At 63.8% G+C, this 18656-nt stretch carries 19 protein-coding genes; 14 read left to right on the top strand and 5 right to left on the bottom strand.

Features of this window, described 5'->3' with window-relative positions:
* Positions 1 to 35 precede the first annotated feature (35 nt).
* Positions 36 to 953, top strand: a complete 918-nt coding sequence (locus O4H53_RS16500) for a DMT family transporter (RefSeq protein WP_269365501.1) — start codon at positions 36 to 38, stop codon at positions 951 to 953.
* A gap of 178 nt (positions 954 to 1131) precedes the next feature.
* Here the strand turns inward: O4H53_RS16500 and O4H53_RS16495 are convergent, their stop codons facing one another.
* Entirely contained in the window at positions 1132 to 1827 is a 696-nt protein-coding gene (locus O4H53_RS16495) for an NUDIX hydrolase (protein ID WP_269365500.1), read from the bottom strand.
* Positions 1828 to 1862: 35 nt separating this feature from the next.
* Positions 1863 to 2279, bottom strand: coding sequence for a DUF983 domain-containing protein (locus tag O4H53_RS16490; protein ID WP_114273154.1), 417 nt, complete (start codon positions 2277 to 2279; stop codon positions 1863 to 1865).
* Between the two features lie 201 nt (positions 2280 to 2480).
* On the opposite strand from O4H53_RS16490, the gene O4H53_RS16485 reads away from it, so the two are divergent.
* The 6 genes from O4H53_RS16485 (at position 2481) to O4H53_RS16460 (ending at position 6444) form a co-directional block, all read left to right on the top strand.
* A complete protein-coding gene (locus O4H53_RS16485; RefSeq protein WP_269365498.1) occupies positions 2481 to 3041 on the top strand; it encodes an EF-hand domain-containing protein in 561 nt (186 codons plus the stop codon).
* Positions 3042 to 3096: 55 nt separating this feature from the next.
* Positions 3097 to 3678 (top strand): RNA polymerase sigma factor, encoded by a 582-nt coding sequence (locus O4H53_RS16480; protein WP_269365496.1) that lies wholly within the window; start codon positions 3097 to 3099, stop codon positions 3676 to 3678.
* Entirely contained in the window at positions 3675 to 4022 is a 348-nt protein-coding gene (locus O4H53_RS16475) for a hypothetical protein (RefSeq protein ID WP_269365495.1), read from the top strand. The genes O4H53_RS16480 and O4H53_RS16475 overlap by 4 nt, the downstream gene beginning before the upstream one ends.
* Before the next feature lie 36 nt (positions 4023 to 4058).
* Positions 4059 to 4547, top strand: coding sequence for a periplasmic heavy metal sensor (locus O4H53_RS16470; protein WP_269365493.1), 489 nt, complete (start codon positions 4059 to 4061; stop codon positions 4545 to 4547).
* 709 nt (positions 4548 to 5256) lie between these two features.
* Complete coding sequence (locus tag O4H53_RS16465) at positions 5257 to 5673, top strand: hypothetical protein (protein ID WP_269365491.1); 417 nt, start codon at positions 5257 to 5259, stop codon at positions 5671 to 5673.
* A 279-nt stretch (positions 5674 to 5952) separates the two neighbouring features.
* Positions 5953 to 6444: a hypothetical protein gene (locus O4H53_RS16460; protein ID WP_269365490.1), complete on the top strand. Its 492-nt coding sequence runs from the start codon at positions 5953 to 5955 to the stop codon at positions 6442 to 6444.
* Positions 6445 to 6583: 139 nt separating this feature from the next.
* On the opposite strand, the gene O4H53_RS16455 is transcribed toward O4H53_RS16460, so the two are convergent.
* The 3 genes from O4H53_RS16455 to O4H53_RS16445 are packed head-to-tail and all read right to left on the bottom strand — an operon-like array spanning position 6584 to position 9107.
* Positions 6584 to 7159, bottom strand: coding sequence for a TadE/TadG family type IV pilus assembly protein (locus O4H53_RS16455; protein WP_269365488.1), 576 nt, complete (start codon positions 7157 to 7159; stop codon positions 6584 to 6586).
* Positions 7156 to 7695 (bottom strand): TadE/TadG family type IV pilus assembly protein, encoded by a 540-nt coding sequence (locus O4H53_RS16450; protein ID WP_269365486.1) that lies wholly within the window; start codon positions 7693 to 7695, stop codon positions 7156 to 7158. The genes O4H53_RS16455 and O4H53_RS16450 overlap by 4 nt, the downstream gene beginning before the upstream one ends.
* On the bottom strand, positions 7692 to 9107 hold the full coding sequence (locus O4H53_RS16445) for a pilus assembly protein TadG-related protein (protein WP_269365484.1): 1416 nt from the start codon (positions 9105 to 9107) through the stop codon (positions 7692 to 7694). The genes O4H53_RS16450 and O4H53_RS16445 overlap by 4 nt, the downstream gene beginning before the upstream one ends.
* A 344-nt stretch (positions 9108 to 9451) precedes the next feature.
* Between O4H53_RS16445 and O4H53_RS16440 the strand changes: the two genes are divergently transcribed.
* The 7 genes from O4H53_RS16440 (at position 9452) to dnaG (ending at position 18531) form a co-directional block, all read left to right on the top strand.
* Complete coding sequence (locus tag O4H53_RS16440; protein ID WP_269365481.1) at positions 9452 to 10882, top strand: Glu/Leu/Phe/Val family dehydrogenase; 1431 nt, start codon at positions 9452 to 9454, stop codon at positions 10880 to 10882.
* Between the two features lie 157 nt (positions 10883 to 11039).
* On the top strand, positions 11040 to 12293 hold the full coding sequence (locus tag O4H53_RS16435; protein ID WP_269365480.1) for a sarcosine oxidase subunit beta family protein: 1254 nt from the start codon (positions 11040 to 11042) through the stop codon (positions 12291 to 12293).
* Between the two features lie 93 nt (positions 12294 to 12386).
* Positions 12387 to 12659 (top strand): sarcosine oxidase subunit delta, encoded by a 273-nt coding sequence (locus O4H53_RS16430; RefSeq protein ID WP_269365478.1) that lies wholly within the window; start codon positions 12387 to 12389, stop codon positions 12657 to 12659.
* Positions 12656 to 15589, top strand: coding sequence for a sarcosine oxidase subunit alpha family protein (locus O4H53_RS16425; protein WP_269365477.1), 2934 nt, complete (start codon positions 12656 to 12658; stop codon positions 15587 to 15589). Before O4H53_RS16430 ends, O4H53_RS16425 begins: the two co-directional genes overlap by 4 nt.
* Entirely contained in the window at positions 15582 to 16124 is a 543-nt protein-coding gene (locus O4H53_RS16420; RefSeq protein WP_269365476.1) for a sarcosine oxidase subunit gamma, read from the top strand. Before O4H53_RS16425 ends, O4H53_RS16420 begins: the two co-directional genes overlap by 8 nt.
* A 31-nt stretch (positions 16125 to 16155) precedes the next feature.
* Positions 16156 to 16458, top strand: a complete 303-nt coding sequence (locus O4H53_RS16415; RefSeq protein WP_269365474.1) for a hypothetical protein — start codon at positions 16156 to 16158, stop codon at positions 16456 to 16458.
* A gap of 102 nt (positions 16459 to 16560) precedes the next feature.
* A complete protein-coding gene (gene dnaG / locus O4H53_RS16410; protein WP_269365472.1) occupies positions 16561 to 18531 on the top strand; it encodes a DNA primase in 1971 nt (656 codons plus the stop codon).
* The last annotated feature ends 125 nt before the right edge of the window (positions 18532 to 18656 follow it).

Raw genomic sequence — 18656 nt, 5'->3', positions numbered from 1 at the left:
TTCAACTTAATTCCGAAACGCTGTAATCCATGGGCATGAGTGCTGTTTTGCCCGATCTGTGGATTCTCGTCACCCTTGCCGCCGCATCGTTTCAGACGGTGCGCTTCATGCTGCAAAAACATCTGGCGACAGCGACGCTCTCTGCCGCGGGGGCCACGTTCTCGCGGTTTCTCTATTCGGTTCCCTTCATCCTGCTGTTGCTGGCGGTCTACCTGGTGGCGGCGGACAAGCCGCTTCCGGCCCTGGGTGACGGGTTCTGGCTTTATGGGTTGGCGGGGGCCGCGGCACAGATCCTGGCGACGGTCTGCGTGGTGATGCTGTTCAAGCAGCGCAATTTTGCCGTGGGCATCACCTTCAAGAAAACCGAAGTCATCCAGACCGTGCTGGTGGGCTGGATCGTGCTGGGCGAGGGGGTGTCCCTGCCCGGTTTCGCGGCCATTGCGCTGGGCATCGTGGGGCTGCTGCTGCTTTCCGGCGGGCCGGAGGTGACCGGGTTCCACTGGCGCGACATGCGCAACCGGGCGGCGGGGCTGGGCATCGCCTCGGGCGTGTTGTTCGCGATTTCGGCGGTGACCTACCGGGGTGCCTCGCTGAGCGTGGCGGAGGCCGATCCGATCCTGCGCGCGGCGGTGACGCTGGCGGCGGTGGTGGTGATGCAGACCGTGATCATGCTGGTCTGGCTGCGGTGGCGCGAGCCGGGGCAAATCAGGGCCGTCTGGGCGGCGCGGCGGGTGGCGCTGTGGATAGGGCTGACCTCGATGGGCGGGTCGCTGTGCTGGTTCATCGCCTTCACCCTGCAGAACGCGGCCTATGTGAAGGCGCTGGGGCAGGTTGAACTGATCCTGAGCGTGGCGGCCACCACGCTGTTCTTCCACGAGAAGATCACCAGACGCGAATGGGCTGGGATGGCGGTGCTGGTGGCGTCGATCCTGATGCTGATCCTGGTAATCTGAGCGGCGCGATGCCGGGCATGGTCCTTTCGCCCGGGCAAGACAGGTTTCGCTGCGAAACCCAACAATGGGTTAATTTATTTCTGTTGATCGGCCCCGGCGCGCCGCCGTTTCCGCATCCCTTTTGTACCAGAAGCAGATCGTGTTGCGGGCGATGGCCATCATCTGCCCTGTTTCTTTGCTAACCGGTCGGCAGCTTCCCCCGCAGGCGCAGGAACAGGCTTTCCTCATCATTGTTCTTGAAGAACGGGACGGAGGCGGGCGGGGTGCGGTCGCGGGCGCGGGCCTCGACCTCGGCCATGACGACTTCGGTGATGAAGGGCATGTCAAAGGACCGCGCCTCTGACAGCGGCACCCATTGCAGGTGGCTGAGCTCATCGCAGGCGGCGTCGAAATCATCGAGGTCGGAGGCGATGTCATCGGCATCCACCAGGAAGAACCGCGCGTCAAAGCGGCGCGGGCGGCCCGGCGGGGTGAGCGCGCGGAAGGTGAATTGCAGCGGGGCGGCATGGGGGACATGGCCGGTGGCGGCAAAGCTTTCCCAATCGGGGGGCGGGGGGGTGTCCCAGCTGCCGGGGCGGCCCAGGATCAGGCCGGTTTCCTCCCAGAGTTCGCGGATGGCGGCGACGGCGATGGCATGGGCCAGACCGGGCTCCGCATCCTCTGCAATGCGGGCGGCACAGGTCTCGGGCAGGGGGCTGGCCAGGGGCACCTCGGCATCGCCCGCATCCACCGCGCCCCCGGGAAAGACGAATTTGTTGGGCATGAAAACAGCCCTGGACCCGCGCTGTCCCATCAGGATGCGCGGCGCGTCGAACCTGTCGCGCAGCACGATCACCGTGGCGGCATTGCGGATCTGGCTTTTGTCGATGGTCATCTGTTCCCCCGGTTCAGCACTGCCGAAAGGGGAGATCAGGCCGAGGTTGCGAAGCCGCCCATGCCCTTGGCCCATTGAAAGCCGATCATGGCCCCCTTCAGTCTGGGCAGAAGGTAGAGCGAGAGGCCGACGCAGCCAACCGCAAAAATCGTGAACAGGGTCAGCGGCTCCGGACGCCAGGTCACAAAGGCCAGATGCAGTGTCGGGGCCATCAGATGGCCGACAAGCAGAATGGTCAGATAGGCCGGCCCGTCATCGGCGCGGTGATGGTGGAATTCCTCGCGGCAGACGGCACAGTCGTGGTTGACCTTGAGATAGCCCTTGAGCAGGGGGCCCGAGCCGCAGTTCGGGCATTTGCCGCGCCATCCCCTGCGCATGGCGGGCCAGCGGGCGCGGTCCTGGTGGTCGGCCGGGGATGTTTCGATGGAGGCGGTGTCGAGGTTCTGTTGCATGAGCTGTTCCTTGGTCTTGCATCTAGATGGAAGCAAGGCGCCTGGAATGGAAGAGCAAAGGCGGGCCTTGCGGCGCTGTGTCGCAAAGCCCGGCGGGGTTGGGACGAAAAAATCCGGCGTTTCGCGACGGAAGTGAGAGTCCGCCCCGTTAGAGGGGGTATCGCGCCGCACGAAGGGGCGCGGGAACAATGGAGAGATCACATGAAACTTCGAGCACAAGTCCAGTTGGTTGCCCTCAGCACATTGATCGCGGTGGCTGCGGTTGCAGGCGCCCAGGCCAGGACCGGCGACCGCGCCGGCATGTTCGGCAAGATTGATGCCGATGGCGATGGCGCCATCACCCGGGAAGAGCTTGCCGCACATGCCGCAGCCCGCTTTGCGGCGGCAGATGCGGACGGTGACGGTTTCCTGACACCGGAAGAGATGACGGCGGCGCGCGATGCGATGCGGCTCGAACGCTCTGCCCGGATGGTCAGGGAACTGGACAAGGATGGCGATGGTGCCCTGAACGCCGAGGAACTTGCCGCAAGGGGCGAAGGCCGCGCAGGCGCGGGGCGGGGCGGCAAATGGCAGGCCCGGATGATGGACCGCATGGATGGCGACAAGGACGGCAAGCTGAGCCTTGAGGAGATGACCGCCCGGCGCGATCCGGCCAGGATGTTCGACAAGCTGGATGCGGATGGTGACGGGGCATTGAGCGCCGAGGAATTTGGCAAGATGCGCGGGCATCACGGCAAGCGGCACCACGGCGACAAGGGCTGAGATGCGGTCCGGGCCTGCTTGCCTGGCGGGCCCGGTCGCGCTACGCCCTGAACCTATGCGTCATTTTCCGCCCGATCCCGCCCCCGATGCGGAGGCCTTGCTGCTGGCGCGCTATGCCGGCGGCGATGCTGCGGCGGCGCGCCTGCTGGCGGTGCAGCTTGCGCCCCGGCTTTTTGCCCATGCGGTCCGGGTTCTGGGCGACGGTCACGAGGCCGAGGATGTGACGCAGGAGGCTTTGCTGCGCCTGTGGAAGATCGCGCCGGACTGGCGGGCGGGCGAGGCGAAGGTCAGCACCTGGTGTTACCGGGTGGTGGCCAACCTGTGCACGGACCGGCTGCGCAAGCGCCGGTCGGTGCCGCTGGACGAGGTGGCCGAGCCCGAAGACCCGCGCCCGGACGTCGCGCAGCAGTTGCAGCAACGCGCAAGGGTCGATGCCTTGCAGGCCGCCTTGCAAAGCCTGCCGGACCGGCAGCGGCAGGCGGTGGTCCTGCGGCATATCGAGGGGCTGGCCAACCCCGAGATCGCGCAGATCCTCGACATCGGGGTCGAGGCGGTCGAAAGCCTGACGGCGCGGGGCAAGCGGGGGCTTGCGGCGGCCCTTGCGGGGCAGAAAGAGGCATTGGGGTATGAAACATGACTAAGTCAGAACATGACGACGACAGAGCGCTGGAGGCGCTTTTTGCCCGGGCGCGGTCACATCCGCCGGAAATGCCGGAGCATCTGCTGGCGCGGGTCCTTGACGATGCCCGGCACCTGCAACCCACCCGCGCCGGAAGCCTCTTTGGCGGATGGTGGCGGATGCTGGGTGGTCTGCCGGGGCTGGGCGGGCTGGTCACGGCGACCTGCGTCGGTTTCTGGCTGGGCGTGGCGCCACCCGACGGGATGCCGGACCTGGCCGATCAGATCCTGGGTCAGCAGGTGGTGATGGATGAAACCGCGCCGGATTTGTCCGGTTTTGGATGGGACAGCGAAGAGGGTTGATGGATGGATAAGACAGGCACAGCTGCAAGGCGCCGGATGCGCTGGGTTCTGATTGCGTCGCTGGCGCTGAACCTGATTTTCGTCGGGTTGATTGCCGGGGCGGCCTATCGCCATGCGGGCGGGCCGGGTGCGGGGGATCATGCCCGTGGGCCGGGCGCGCGCAGCTATGCCACGCCCTATGTCAGGGCGTTGCCGCGCAAGGTGCGGCGCGCAATGTTCCGTGACCTGCGCCGGTCGGGCAGCGGCATGCCCAGCCGGTCGGAGCGGCGGGCGCTTTATGACCGGGTGCTTGCCGCCCTGCGTCAGGAGCCGTTTGACGCCGCAGAGGTGGAGGATGTCCTGCGTGAACAGGGGCGCGTGGCGCTGGCGCTGCAGACCGCTGCGGAAGGCGCATGGCTGGCCGAGGTGTCTTCGATGTCGCCGGAGGAACGGGCCGCCTATGCCGACCGGGTCGCGGCGGAGCTGACGCGCAGGCCGGGCAAACACGGAAAGAAGCCGCGCGAGGGCCGTGAAGCCGAGGATTGACGGCGGAATTCCGGGCAGCTGGCTGATTGTACCGACGTGGGGCGCGCGTGAACGGCCGGGATTTTGCGCTGCTTTTGCAGCCGCAAAGCTGGGACCACGTTTGCCGAATGTTGGGGATCAACCAAAAGATGACATGATCGAGGGTGCGGCCTGATTTTGCCGAACCCTGACCGGTCTCACATCCGGGGCCTGTGTCAGTTGCCAGGCAAAACCGATTTTTGCGTCACATCGCTGAACCGGAGCGCGGCGCTACGACCGAAGGACGGGGCAGGGGCCAGGCGCTCATTCGTGAAAATTGTAGCAAACGGCGGGATTGAGCCCTGAGTGACATGAGGCGTCAGCCGGGTATCGCCCGAACTGGAGGGCGTTCCAGACCTGTATGTGATGGGAAACGTTTCAGCCCGCAGACCGGATCATGGCTTGGCTGACAGTGCAAAATCGCCCTCCGGGGGGAGGTCGGGCGATGCCCGGCTGACGCCGGGCGAAGACGCTTGGGGGTATGCACCGCGCCAATGGCACGACAGCAAAGTCCCGCTTATCTGACCTTCACGCGCGTTGCAGCGAAGGTCCGTAAAGAGCCCATTGCTACCGTATTGGAACCGCATTTTTCCTACTACTGTTCTAAGCAGTGCATCGTATGGTTGGAAACATGGGCAGAATAATTCAAAGATTTGGCATTGACGTTAGATGGTTCGCCTTCTTTCCGCTGATGACTTTTGTCGCAGCTTTGGGCTATTCAGCTTGGATGTTGGGTGATGTTCCCTTCGGCAACGACTTCATTATTAGGCTCGTTTCCGGGGCTGGATTCATGTTTGCAGCAGCGCTTATCTCCAGTCCAGTAACAGCATCGACAGCCGCTTTCTGTTGGGCAATTGTCTGGCTTGTACTGCAGCGGCTTTGGGTGCCTGAACTACCACGCGCCTTCATGGCTGGTGCGTTTGCCGGTTTGGGAACCATCATGCCCGTTGTCTATATGTTCAGCGGCGACAGTATTCACTATGAAGCTTATCAGAGAAATTTGATCATTCCGCTACTTTGGTGTGTGCCTTCGTCGGGCGCATTCTCAGCCGTTGTCATCTTTGGGTATGGAATTCTTAAAGCTGCAGCGCATAAGACGAGGTCGTGACCTAAGTGGTTAAATTGAACGGCAGTTTCGTCCGCTCACCTGACCTTGCCCCATACCACGCCCAAAGTCTGGTCCGGGTCAGAAATGCCTGGCATTCGTGCCGGAATTGCCTGGCACGGCCCACTGACAAGATTCAGAAAATTCGCAGTCAGGGGTCGGAGTTGATGGCGACGGGTGCACAAATGGGCCACCTGGGCTCAGGCCCGGGCCGCCGCTTCCGCTTTCCGTTTGCAACCCGCCGCAAATGCCTTAGGCAGAACCAAAGCCGAAGGAGCGCCCATGAAATTTGACGACAGCACCGAAGTACTGGCCACCGTGCAGGCCTCTGCCGGGCGGCGCGCCATGGGGATCTGCTGCCTGGGGCTGCTGGGCCTCCTGCTGATCTACATGGCTTTCATGCGTGCGCCGGCCCTGCACTGGCAGCTGTTTCTCATCCTTGTCGGCGCGGGGTCGCTGTGGGTTGCGGATGCCATGCGGCGCGCCACTGCAAGCAAGCTGGAGCTGACGCCGCTGGTCCTGCGCGATGCGGATGGCACCGTGATTGCCCGGGTCGATCAGATCACCGGGATCGACCGGGGATTCTTTGCCTTCAAACCGTCCAATGGCTTCCTGCTCAAACTGGGCGAGGGCGGGGCCCGCCACTGGCGGCCCGGGCTGTGGTGGCGCATGGGCCGCCGGGTCGGGATTGGCGGTATGACACCGGGCAGCCAGACCAAGTTCATGGCAGATGTGCTGGCCGCCCTGCTGGCACAAAAGGACCCGCAGGACTGAGGGTCCGGCGGGTCTGATGTAGCGCTGCGGCGCGGGGCCTATGGCCTTTCAGTTCAAGTTGTATCGCCGATACGTGTCGCGCCTTCGGCGTTCCCGGGACATTCCTGTCACAGGATGATTCAGTATAGGGTCGGGCGCCTTAGTTGCAGTATTCCCAGCAGACGCGGGGCGCATAGCGCGGGCGCGTGAAGACGAAGTTCTGGATCTCGCGCTCTTCCAGGCCAGTGGCGAAGGGCGGTACGTAATCGCTCCAGGTTTCGACCAGCAGGACACGTTCATTGTCCGGCATCACCGGCAGGCGGTTGTGCCAGTTCTGCACTTCGGCGTTGGTCAATGCAACAGCATTGCCGCGCGTCTGGGACCAGTCGGTGCGGTAGCTGTTGTTGTCCTCGTCGAACCAGATCGAAGTGACCCGCATCGCGGATTTGCCTTCGCTGAGGGAAAGGTACTCGAACAGGTTGTGCACACCGTCAAGGTAATCGTCATCCAGCGGCAGTGTCTCGCGGGAAATCGCGTCGCCCACGGTGAAAGCCGCCTTCTGGTTGATCCCGTACATGCGGAATGCATCAAAGATCGAGAATGCGGCAAGGAAGGCCCAGAACATCACCGGCAGGACGATCATCGCCTCGATGGAGATCGACCCGTCCTGCTTGCGCAGGAAATCGCAACGCAGCAGGGCGTTCAGACGGAATTTGAGCAAGGTGGCGCGCATCATTTCGGCTCCTGTACAAAGGCGGAAACCGCGATCAGCCGGGCCCGTCCGCTGCCGTCTGTCTCAAGCTCCTTGCCCAGGCCGGTGGTGGCGAAGACAGGCTTGAACTTCACGCAGGCCCGCAGGATCATGATCTCGTGTTCGCGGCCCAGTATGAACCCCCGGACCGGAGTGGCCGGTGCAGAGGTGTCCACGCAGTCCGGCGTCTGGTCAAAGGTGGCGAAGGCGCGGGGCAGCAGCGGGATCATCTCCAGCCGCAGCGTGCTGTCGCAATCCTCGATGAAGCCCGCATTGGCGCAGACGATCTGCTTGATCTGGTTGTGCGCGATCGGTGTGTTCGTGCTCAGCCGGATATAGCGGACGGCGATGTCCACACCCCGGTCGAGATACATCTGGCGCATGGAATAGAGGCCCATTTCGACCGCCATCATGAAGGCACCGAACAGGATTGGCACCAGGATGCAAAACTCGATCAGGAAGATCCCGCCCTCTTCGTCCCGGCGGAACCGGAACAGGCGTCTGAAGAAGGGCGTCTTCATTGTGTGAGCCTCAGCTGGTTGATCTGGCGTGCGATGGCTTCAAAGGCATCCTCGATCTCCACGCCTTCCACCCGGAAGAAGTGGCTGGGCGAGGAGGCGCAGTCGCGCATTACATTGGCACCGTGGTCGGTCACTTCGAACCCGATGGACCAGACAACGATCTTTGCGTCCTTGGCCGCGCCGCAGATTTTGCTGAGAAGCAAATCGCCCTGGTAATCGGAGTACTTCTGGGTGCGGAAGTTTTGGCGGTAGTAGTAGCTGACGTAGCGATTGACGTACCAGCCGAGGTTGTAGCGGGACCAGTGCACGATTTCGGAGTCCGAATTGTAGTACCAGCTTGGGATGCGGTAGGTCGTGACGTTCTGGCCATCCGTCATGAGGATCACGGTTTTCAGGGTTTCCGGATCGTCATAGCTTGCGGGACGGGACGAGAAGGCCGGATCGGTCAGCCCGGCGCTGGCCATGCTCTGGTTGATCGGGCGGAAAGAGGGGTCAAGCAGCGCGGTGCCCCATTTCATGCCAAGGAAGATAGAGGTGTTGGCACGGGGTTCAAGCTGGTCGATCTGTGCCTTCAGGGCGCTTGCGTTCTGGCTCAGCGGCTGGATCCGCTCAAAGTCATAGCGCGGACAGACCGTTTCGCTCATCTGGTTCCAGCCCGGATCGTGGTTCTGAAAGTGCTGCATGTGGCTGTAGTGGCTGCCCGATGCATGGAGGAAGGTCTCGTCGAAGTCCGAGTCGGGAAATTCAACGCAATGTGAATAATTGTGGACAGGTTGCACGCCCATCCGATCAAAGATCTCGGGGCCGGCATTCACATGGGCCGAGTAGGGCACGACGGAAACGGAGATCAGATCTTCCGTCTCGTCCCGGATTACGGTGTCGACAAAGACCTTGGCCGCGTTCCGCATGTTCTGGATCTTGTTGTTGGATCCCATCGACCCGGAGATGTCCAGGACCATCGAGATCTCTACTTTTGCGACTTTCTCTTCCGCCTTGGAGCGGGCGGGGACCGACAGGTCGTCAACCCCGAGGGTGTTCATGAACTGCGTCTTGATCGTATTGGTGGCATCCACCGTCACGGTGCGGTAGTTCAGGCCCTCGTCGACATTCACCGCCGAGACGTATTCGGCCATGCCGGATTTGGCGAAGTAATCCCGTACCACCGCTTCGGGGTCCAGGGTCTGGTCCAGGTCGGCGGCCGCCAGAACGGCGCGGTCCGACACGGCCTGAAGGCGCGTGCGTTCCATTTCGTGGCGCATCATGTCCACACCGATTCCGCAGATCGTCATCATGATCAGGATCATGAAGCAGGCGAAGATGGTGATGGAGCCGTCTTCCGACTTTGAGAAATGGCGGGAGAGTGCCAACAGGTCCCCGGCTGTCAGGCGATTTTCACGTTTACAACGTTTCATATTTGTTAACCTTTCCTACCGAGACACTTTTTGCATGCCGGATTTCGGGCAGTCTTTGCCGTTGGTCCCTTGTGATCGGGCAACATGGCGTAAATTGGGCGGAAAAGTGCCTAAAAACCGCGTTTTATCTGCGTTTTTAGCGCCAATTTCAGGTTTCCGGGGTGGTTGTTTCGAAACTGTAAACTTTAGCCCTCCTATGCTCGGGAATCGAAAATCCTGCCCGGGATTCGGGCGGATGTGCTCAATCTGGTCGCACTTTGAAAAAACCCGCCTTAGGGTGGGTTTGCCGGGATGCGGCCCGATGAGTCGCTCCTGAGGCCGGACCGAAATGACTGGAGAAGACGATGACCCCATCCAATGAGCCGAGCTTTCGCGAAAGCGTCGATCTGATGTACACCCGCGCAGTCGCGCTGATGGACCTGTCACCGGGGCTGGAGGAGAAGATCAGGGTCTGCAACGCGACCTATACCGTCCGCTTCGGCGTGCGGCTGCGGGGCAAGATCCATACGTTCACCGGCTACCGCTCCGTTCATTCGGAACATATGGAGCCGGTCAAGGGCGGCATCCGCTATGCGCCGGGCGTCAACCAGGACGAGGTCGAGGCGCTGGCGGCGCTGATGACCTATAAATGCGCGCTGGTCGAGGCGCCCTTTGGCGGATCGAAGGGCGGGCTGTGCATCGACCCGCGCGATTACGACGAACACGAGCTGGAACTGATCACGCGCCGCTTTGCCTATGAGCTGATCAAGCGCGATCTGATCAACCCGGCACAGAACGTGCCCGCCCCCGACATGGGCACGGGCGAGCGTGAGATGGCCTGGATCGCGGATCAGTACAAGCGCATGAACACCACCGATATCAACGGCGTGGCCTGTGTGACCGGCAAGCCGACCCATGCGGGCGGTATCCAGGGCCGGACAGAGGCCACCGGGCGGGGCGTGCAATATGCCCTGCATGCGTTCTTCCGCGATCCCAAGGGGATGGAACTGGCCGGTCTGACCGGCGAGCTGGATGGCAAGCGGCTGGTGGTACAGGGTCTGGGCAATGTGGGCTACCACGCCGCCAAGTTCCTGAGCGAGGAAGACGGCTGTCTGGTGACCGCGATCATCGAACGCGACGGCGCGCTGTTCGACGACAAGGGGCTGGATGTGGAGCAGGTGCATCAGTGGATCGTCAAGCACGGCACCATCAAGGGCTATCCCAAAGCGCCGCTTGAACCGGATGGTGCCAAGCTGCTGGAGGCGGAATGCGACGTGCTGATCCCGGCGGCGCTGGAAGGGGTGATCAACCTGTCCAACGCGGACCGGATCAAGGCCCCGCTGATCGTGGAGGCCGCGAACGGCCCGGTCACCGCGGGCGCGGATGAGATCCTGCGCAAGAAGGGGACGGTCATCATTCCCGACATGTATGCCAACGCGGGCGGTGTGACGGTCTCTTATTTCGAATGGGTCAAGAACCTCAGCCACATCCGCTTTGGCCGGATGCAGCGCCGCCAGGAGGAAGCGCGCCACCAGCTGGTCGTGGACGAGCTGGAGCGGCTGAGTGCGGACAGCGGGATCGGCTGGCAGTTGAGCCCGAATTTCAAGGACAAGTACCTGCGCGGCGCGGGTGAGCTTGAGCTGGTCCGTTCCGGTCTCGATGACACGATGCAGACCGCCTATCAGTCCATGGCCGAGGTCTGGCACGGCCGCAACGATGTGGATGACCTGCGCACGGCGGCCTATATCTGTGCAATCGGCAAGGTTGCGGCCAGCTACCGGGCAAAGGGCATCTGACAGCCGCATGCGCCCTGTGGCGACCATATGGCCGGTAAATTGGCGATATGGTCGCCCATGATAAACTTTCTGTCGAAAAGCACCGTGCATCTGGCCGGCGGGCATTGCACCTCTGGGCGGGACTTGGTTCACTTGGTCCAGTCGAGGGGAGTTTCGAATGCGGTTTTCAGGGTGGCGCGTGCTGCGCGAAGGGCTGACCGGCAACAAGGGCTGGACGCAGCATTGGCGCGATCCGGAACCGAAGCCGGAATATGATGCCGTGATCATCGGCGGCGGCGGGCATGGGTTGTCCACCGCCTATTACCTGGCCAGGAACCACGGCATGACCAATATCGCGGTGCTCGAAAAGGGCTACCTCGGTGGAGGCAACGTGGGGCGCAACACGACAATCGTGCGCGCCAATTACTTTCTGCAGGGCAATTCGGAGTTCTATTCCCACTCGCTGAAGCTGTGGGAAGGGATGGAGAAAGACCTGAACTACAACGCGATGCATTCGCAGCGCGGGCTGATCAACCTGTTTCATTCCGACGGCCAGCGCGATGCCTTTGCCCGGCGCGGCAATGCGATGATCAACCAGGGCGACGACGCGGTGCTGCTGGACCGTGAGGGGGTGCGCCGGTATCTGCCCTATCTCGACTTCGACAATGGCCGCTTCCCGATCTACGGCGGGCTGCTGCATCCGCGTGGCGGCACCGCGCGGCATGATGCGGTGGCCTGGGGCTATGCGCGCGGCGCGGACCAGCGCGGTGTGGACCTGATCCAGCAATGCGAAGTGACCGGCATCGACATCGAAAACGGCAAGGTGCGCGGGGTGCAGACCACCCGCGGCCCGATCCGGGCCAGGAAGGTCGGCATCGTGGTGGCGGGCCGCTCGGGCCAGGTGGCCGCCATGGCCGGCATGCGCCTGCCGATCGAAAGCCACATCCTGCAGGCCTTCGTCAGCGAGGGCGTGAAACCGGTGATCGACCATGTGGTCAGCTTTGGCATGGGGCACTTCTATATCAGCCAGTCCGACAAGGGCGGGCTGGTCTTTGGCGGCGATCTGGATTTCTACGCCTCCTACGCGCAGCGCGGCAACATGCCGATGATGGAACATGTGATGGAGGCCGGCATGACCCTGATGCCGATGATCGGCAAGGCCAGGGTGCTGCGCAGCTGGGGCGGGATCATGGACATGACACCCGATGGCAGCCCGATCATCGACAAGACCGATACCGAGGGTTTGTTCATTGACTGCGGCTGGTGTTACGGCGGCTTCAAGGCGGTGCCGGGGTCGGGCTTTTCCTTTGCCCATCTGATGGCGACGGGGGAACATCACGCCCCGGCGGCGAAGTTCCGGCTGGACCGGTTCCGCACCGGCAGGGGGCTGATGGACGAGGAGGGCACCGGTGCGCAGCATAACCTTCACTGAGCCCCAAGCCGGCCGCGCGCCTGTGGCGGGCGTCGTGGTGTGTATTTCGGGAACAATGAAACGGGGTGTTGGCGCCCTGTCGGAGAGGACCACATGAGGATCGACTGCCCCCTATGCGGATCGCGCGACCGGCGCGAATTCTATTATCAGGGCGCTGCGGTGGCTTTGGCGCGGCCGGCGCCGGATGCCGGTGAGGCCGCCTGGGACGATTACCTGCATCTGCGCGACAATCCGGCGGGGCAGACCCGCGAGCTGTGGCATCACGAGGGCGGCTGTTCGGCCTGGCTGGTGGTGACGCGGGACACGGTCAGCCATGCGATCTCCCGGGTGGTGCTGGCCACCGACGCTGAGGAGGCCGGGGCATGAGGATCGCGGGCAAGGGTCTGATCGACCGCAGCAAAGCTGTCACTTTCCGGTTCGACGGGCGGTCTTACCAGGGGTTCCAGGGCGATACCGTCGCCTCCGCGCTTCTGGCCAATGGTCAAAAGCTGATGGGGCGGTCGTTCAAGTATCACCGTCCGCGCGGCGTGCTGACCGCAGGTTCGGAGGAGCCGAACGCGCTGGTCACGGTCGGCAGGGGCGCAGAGGCGGATCCCAATGTGCGTGCAACCGTGCAGGAGATTTACGACGGGCTGGAGGTGCGCAGCCAGAATGCCTGGCCCTCGCTGGATTTCGACGTGATGGCGGTGAACGACCTGGCCGCGCCCTTTCTGGGGGCGGGGTTCTATTACAAGACCTTCATGTGGCCCGCGAAGTTCTGGGAAGCGGTCTATGAGCCGATCATCCGGCGCGCTGCCGGTCTGGGGGCGCTCAGCGGCAAGCATGATCAGGACCGCTACGAACGCGCCTATGCCTTCTGCGATCTGCTGGTGATCGGGGGTGGCCCCACGGGATTGATGGCGGCGCTGACGGCGGCACGGGCCGGGGCGGATGTGATCCTGGCCGATGAGGATGCGCGGATGGGCGGGCGGCTGAATGCCGAGACCGGGGTCATCGGCCATCAGCCGGGCCATGCCTGGGCGGCGGATGTGGTGGCAGAGCTTGCGGCCATGCCGAATGTGCGGCTGATGACGCGCACCACCGTGACCGGGGCCTATGACGGCGGCATGTATGGCGCGCTGGAGCGGGTGAACCACCATGGCGTGCGTCGCGCGAACCTGCCGCTGGAGACCTTCTGGCGCATTCATGCGCGCCGCGCCATCCTGGCGGCCGGGGCGCTGGAACGGCCGGTTGCCTTCCAGAACAACGACCGGCCCGGCGTGATGACAGCCGGGGCGGTGCGGACCTATCTGAACCGCTGGGGGGTGAGCCCCGGCAAACATGTGACGGTATTCGGCAACAACGACGATGCCCATCGCACTGCGCGCGATCTGGCGGCGGCGGGGGTCCATGTGGCGGCGCTGATCGACAGCCGCGCCGATGTGACGGTCGAGGGGGCGGATTTCCCGGTCCATACCGGTGCGCAGGTCTGCAATGCGGCGGGCCGCAAGGAGCTGGAGGCGATCACCATCCGGACCGCCTCGGGCGAACAGGCGATCCAGACCGATTGCCTGGCGATGTCGGGGGGCTGGAACCCCACGGTGCATCTGACCTGCCACATGAACGGGCGGCCCCGGTGGGACGCCGGTATTCAGGCATTTGTGCCGAGGCCCGATGCGGTGCCGGGGATGGTTGCGGCAGGGGCCTGCAACGGTGTTTTCCCGACCCGGGCCTGCCTGCAGGCCGGGGTTGATGCGGCGGCAGAAGTGGTCGCCGCGCTGGGCATGAAGGCGGGTGCCATGGAGGTGCCCCGGGCAGAGGATGACGCCTATGCGATGGAGCCGCTTTGGGCGGTGCCGGGCAAGGGGCGGGCCTGGCTCGATTTCCAGAACGATGTTTCGGTCAAGGATGTGAAACAGGCGGCGGTGGAGAACTTCCGCTCGGTCGAACATATGAAGCGTTACACGACGCAGGGCATGGCGACGGATCAGGGCAAGAATTCCAACGTGGCCGCGCTGGCGATCCTGGCGGATGCCACCGGGCGGGGCATTCCGGAGACCGGAACCACCACCTTCCGCCCGCCCTATGTGCCGGTGGCGATTGCCGCGATGGGGGCAGGGGCGCAGGGCAAGGGGTTTGCGCCGCAGCGTTTCACCACCTCGCACCAGGCGTCAATCGCGATGGGGGCGCCGATGATCGAAGCGGGGCTTTGGTATCGGCCCAGCTATTTCCCCAGGACGGGGGAAAGCGGCTGGCGACAATCCTGTGACCGGGAAGTGGGTCATGTGCGCAAGGCGGTGGGGGTTTGCGATGTCTCCACCCTGGGCAAGATCGACATTCAGGGGCCGGATGCGGCGAAGCTGCTGGATTTCGTCTATACCAACATGTTTTCGACGCTGCCGGTCGGGCGGGTGCGCTATGGTCTGATGCTGCGCGAGGATGGCCATGTGATGGACGATGGCACCACCGCGCGGCTGGGGGAGACGCATTATGTGATGACCACCACCACGGCAGCGGCGGGGCAGGTGATGCGGCATCTGGACTTCGTGAGCCAGTGTCTGCACCCCGAATGGCAGGTTGCCTTTGCCTCGGTCACCGAACAATGGGCGCAGTTTGCCGTGGCCGGGCCAAAGTCGCGCGAGCTGCTGAATGGCCTGCTGGGTGCCGAAATCGACGGCGAAAGCTGGCCCTTCATGGCCTGCGGTGCGGTGGAGGTCTGCGGGGTGCAGGGGCGGCTCTTCCGGATCTCATTTTCGGGCGAACATGCCTATGAGGTGGCGGTGCCTGCGCGCTTCGGGGCCAGCCTGTTTGACCTGCTGGTCAGCCGCGCCGAGGCGCTGGGCGGCGGTGCCTATGGGATGGAGGCGCTGAACGTGCTCAGGATCGAAAAGGGCTTCATCACCCATGCCGAGATTCACGGGCGCACAACCGCCTTTGACATCGGCATGGGGCGGATGGTCTCGGCCAGGAAGGATTGCATCGGCAAGACCCTGGCGGCGCGGCCCGGTCTGGTGGAGGAGACGCGTGAACAGCTTGTGGGGCTGAAACCTGTGGGCGCGGTCCGGCAGATCAGCGCGGGCGCGCATCTGTTCGACGCGGGCGCAGAGGCGGTGCGCGAGAACGATCAGGGCTATATCACCTCGGTCGGGTTCTCGCCCGATCTGGGGCATATGATCGGGCTTGGTTTCGTCAGGCGCGGCATGGCCCGCGAGGGCGAGGTGATCCGCATGGTGGATCATCTGCGCGGGCTGGAGGCGGATGTCGAGATCTGCCATCCGGTGTTTCTGGATCGTGAAGGGGAGCGGGTGCGTGGTTGAACTGACAGCGAAAACCCCCTGTGACGGGCTGCTGCCGCTGACCATCGGGGATGCGGAGCTGGTGGAAGTGGCGGCCGGGGCGCTGACCTCTCTTGCGCCTCTGGGCGATGCGGCGGGCTTGGGTGCGGCTTTGGAAAAGGCCCATGGGCTGCGCTGGCCCGGCCCCCTGCGCGCGACCGGCAAGCAGGGCGCGCGTTGCATCTGGTTCGGACGCGGCGAGGCTCTGCTGATGGGTCCGGTGCCCGATCCGGCACTTGCCGATCATGGCGCCGTTGTGGATCAATCCGATGCCTGGGCCGTGGTGCAGCTGAAGGGGCCTGCCGCCGTGGATGTGCTGGCGCGGCTGGTTCCGGTGGACCTGCGCGAAGCATCGTTCAAGCGCGGGCACAGCCTGCGCACACAGCTTTACCACATGTCCGCGTCGATCACGAAAACCGGGGCGGACAGCTTCATGATCCTTGTCTTTCGGTCGATGGCAGCCACATTGGTGCATGATATGAAAACAGCGATGGAAGCTGTGGCCGCGCGCGGTTAAGGCGGTGTCAGCACATGAGTGGAGTGACCCAATGGTAAAGTATTTCGTGGTTTCGGCGGTTGTTGCAGCGTTTTGCGGCCCGGCAATGGCAGCCAGCAAGAAGGAAACCGATTGCGGGCATCAGGCGGCTGTGGTTGCCGCCGTTCAGCAGGCGCGGATCGACCGGATCGGCGAACGCAAGGTGCCTGCGCATGTGGCCGCCAAGGCGACATGGCCGGACCGCTACAACACCGCGATCACGCTGGTGACCCCCTGGGTCTACGAGATGAAGATGCGAGACGTGAAATCCCAGGACCTGTCTGCGGCCTGGAAAGAGATGTGCCTGTCACAGTGACCCTCGACCGGGCGGCCTGACCGGGCTGCCGGAACACCAACCTGTTGATGTGCTGACGCGGCACCCGCTGGACGATGGCGGGCGCGGGGCGTAAGATATGGTATGAGCCTGCCACCCGGATTCCTGGACGAATTGCGCAGCCGAGCGAGCCTGTCTCAGGTCGTCGGCCGCAAAGTCATGTGGGATCAGCGCAAGTCCAATCAGGGCAAGGGCGACATGTGGGCGCCTTGCCCCTTCCATCAGGAAAAATCCGCCAGCTTCCATGTCGATGACCGCAAGGGATTCTATTACTGCTTTGGCTGTCACGCCAAGGGGGATGCGATCTCATTCGTGCGCGAGACGGAGAATGTCGGCTTCATGGAGGCGGTGGAGATCCTTGCGCGCGAGGCGGGCATGCCGATGCCCGCACGTGACCCCAGGGCCGCCGAGAAGGCGGACAAGCGCAGCGATCTGGCCGAGGTGATGGAACTGGCGGTGCGCTGGTTCCGCCTGCAACTGCAGACCGGGGCGGCGGCGGAGGCGCGGGCCTATCTGGCGCGGCGGGGGCTGGAGGAAAAGGCGCTCGACCATTGGGAAATCGGCTTTGCGCCGGACAGCTGGCAGGGGTTGTGGGACGCGCTGACCGGCAAGGGCGTGTCGGAGCAGATGATCCTGGATGCGGGGCTGGCCAAGCCTTCGTCCAAGGGCGGCAAACCCTATGACACCTTTCGCGGGCGGATCATGTTCCCGATCCGCGATGCGCGGGGGCGGGCGATTGCCTTTGGTGGCCGGGCGATGGACCCGAACGACAATGCCAAATACCTCAATTCGCCCGAGACCGAATTGTTCGACAAGGGCCGCAGCCTTTACAACGTGCGCGACGCGCGCACGGCGGCGGGCAAGGGGCAACCGCTGCTGGTGGCCGAAGGTTATATGGATGTGATTGCCCTGCATGGTGCGGGCTTCGAGGCGGCGGTGGCCCCCCTGGGCACGGCGATCACCGAAAACCAGTTGCAGATGCTCTGGCGGATCGACCCCGAACCGATCATCACGCTGGATGGCGACACCGCGGGCCAGCGCGCCGCGCTGCGCCTGATCGACCTTGCGCTGCCCCTGCTTGAGGCGGGCCAGTCGCTTCGCTTTGCCATGATGCCAGAGGGGCAGGACCCGGACGATCTGCTGAAATCGGCGGGACCGGGGGCTTTTCAGAAGCTGATAGATCAGGCCATCCCGATGGTGCGGTTGCTGTGGCAGCGCGAAACCGAAGGCCGGGTGTTCGACAGCCCCGAACGCAAGGCGGCGCTGGACAAATCCCTGCGCGAGAAGATCAAGCTGATCCGGGATCCGTCGATCCGCAGCCACTATGGCCAGGAGATCAAGGATCTGCGCTGGCAGCTGTTCCGCCCGGGCCCCGGCGCGCGAACCGGCTCTGCCAACCGGGGGGCGCGGCCTGGCGGCAAGTGGCAGGCCCCGCCGCTGGCCCCTTTGCCCAGCACCAAGGCCTCGGTGCTGGCGGGAGGCGACAACCATGTGACCCATCACCTGCGCGAGGCGGTGATCCTGGCCGCCGTGCTGGGCTGCCCGGAGATTGCCGAGGATTTTGAAAGCGGCCTGGAAAGCATGGCCTGTCAGGACCGCACCCATGCGGTGATCCGCGACATGATTCTGCGCCATGCGCCGCAGGGCGCGGCAGTGTTGCGCGAAAAAATTTCCAGCGTGCTGGGGCCGGATGCCCTTGAAAACCTGACCGCACAGCGCCATGTCGCGATCACCCCCTGTATCCGCAACCCGGGCAACACCGAGATGGCCACCATGACCGTGGCCGAGGAACTGGCCAAGCTGGAGGCGGCGCGGGGGCTGAGCGCGGAAATTGCCGAGGCCGAGGAAGACATGGCAGGCACCGCCGACGAAGGGCTGACCTGGCGGTTGAGCGAGGCTGTGCGCAGCGCGGATCAGGCCACGAGGTCGGGGCAGGAAGACAAGGCGGAATATGAGGTGGGCGAGAATGGCGCACGCATGTCCCGCGATGAACGCAGCGCGCTGGACGCGCTGCTTGAGAACATTACCTATGAAAAACCCAAGGGCCGCAGTTGAAAAGTGACCTTTTCGCAGGCTCTTGGGGAAAAAGCAGTACAACGGGTTTAAGAATCACCGCAAACCCCGCATGATTCGCGACAACCGAATCACCACACTGATTCGCGCAACCGCGCTGGAGGACG

Origin of the sequence: Sulfitobacter sp. G21635-S1, assembly GCF_027213915.1 — a bacterium.
Taxonomy (GTDB): Bacteria; Pseudomonadota; Alphaproteobacteria; order Rhodobacterales; family Rhodobacteraceae; genus Sulfitobacter.
This window is presented reverse-complemented; position numbering and strand designations above follow the sequence as displayed.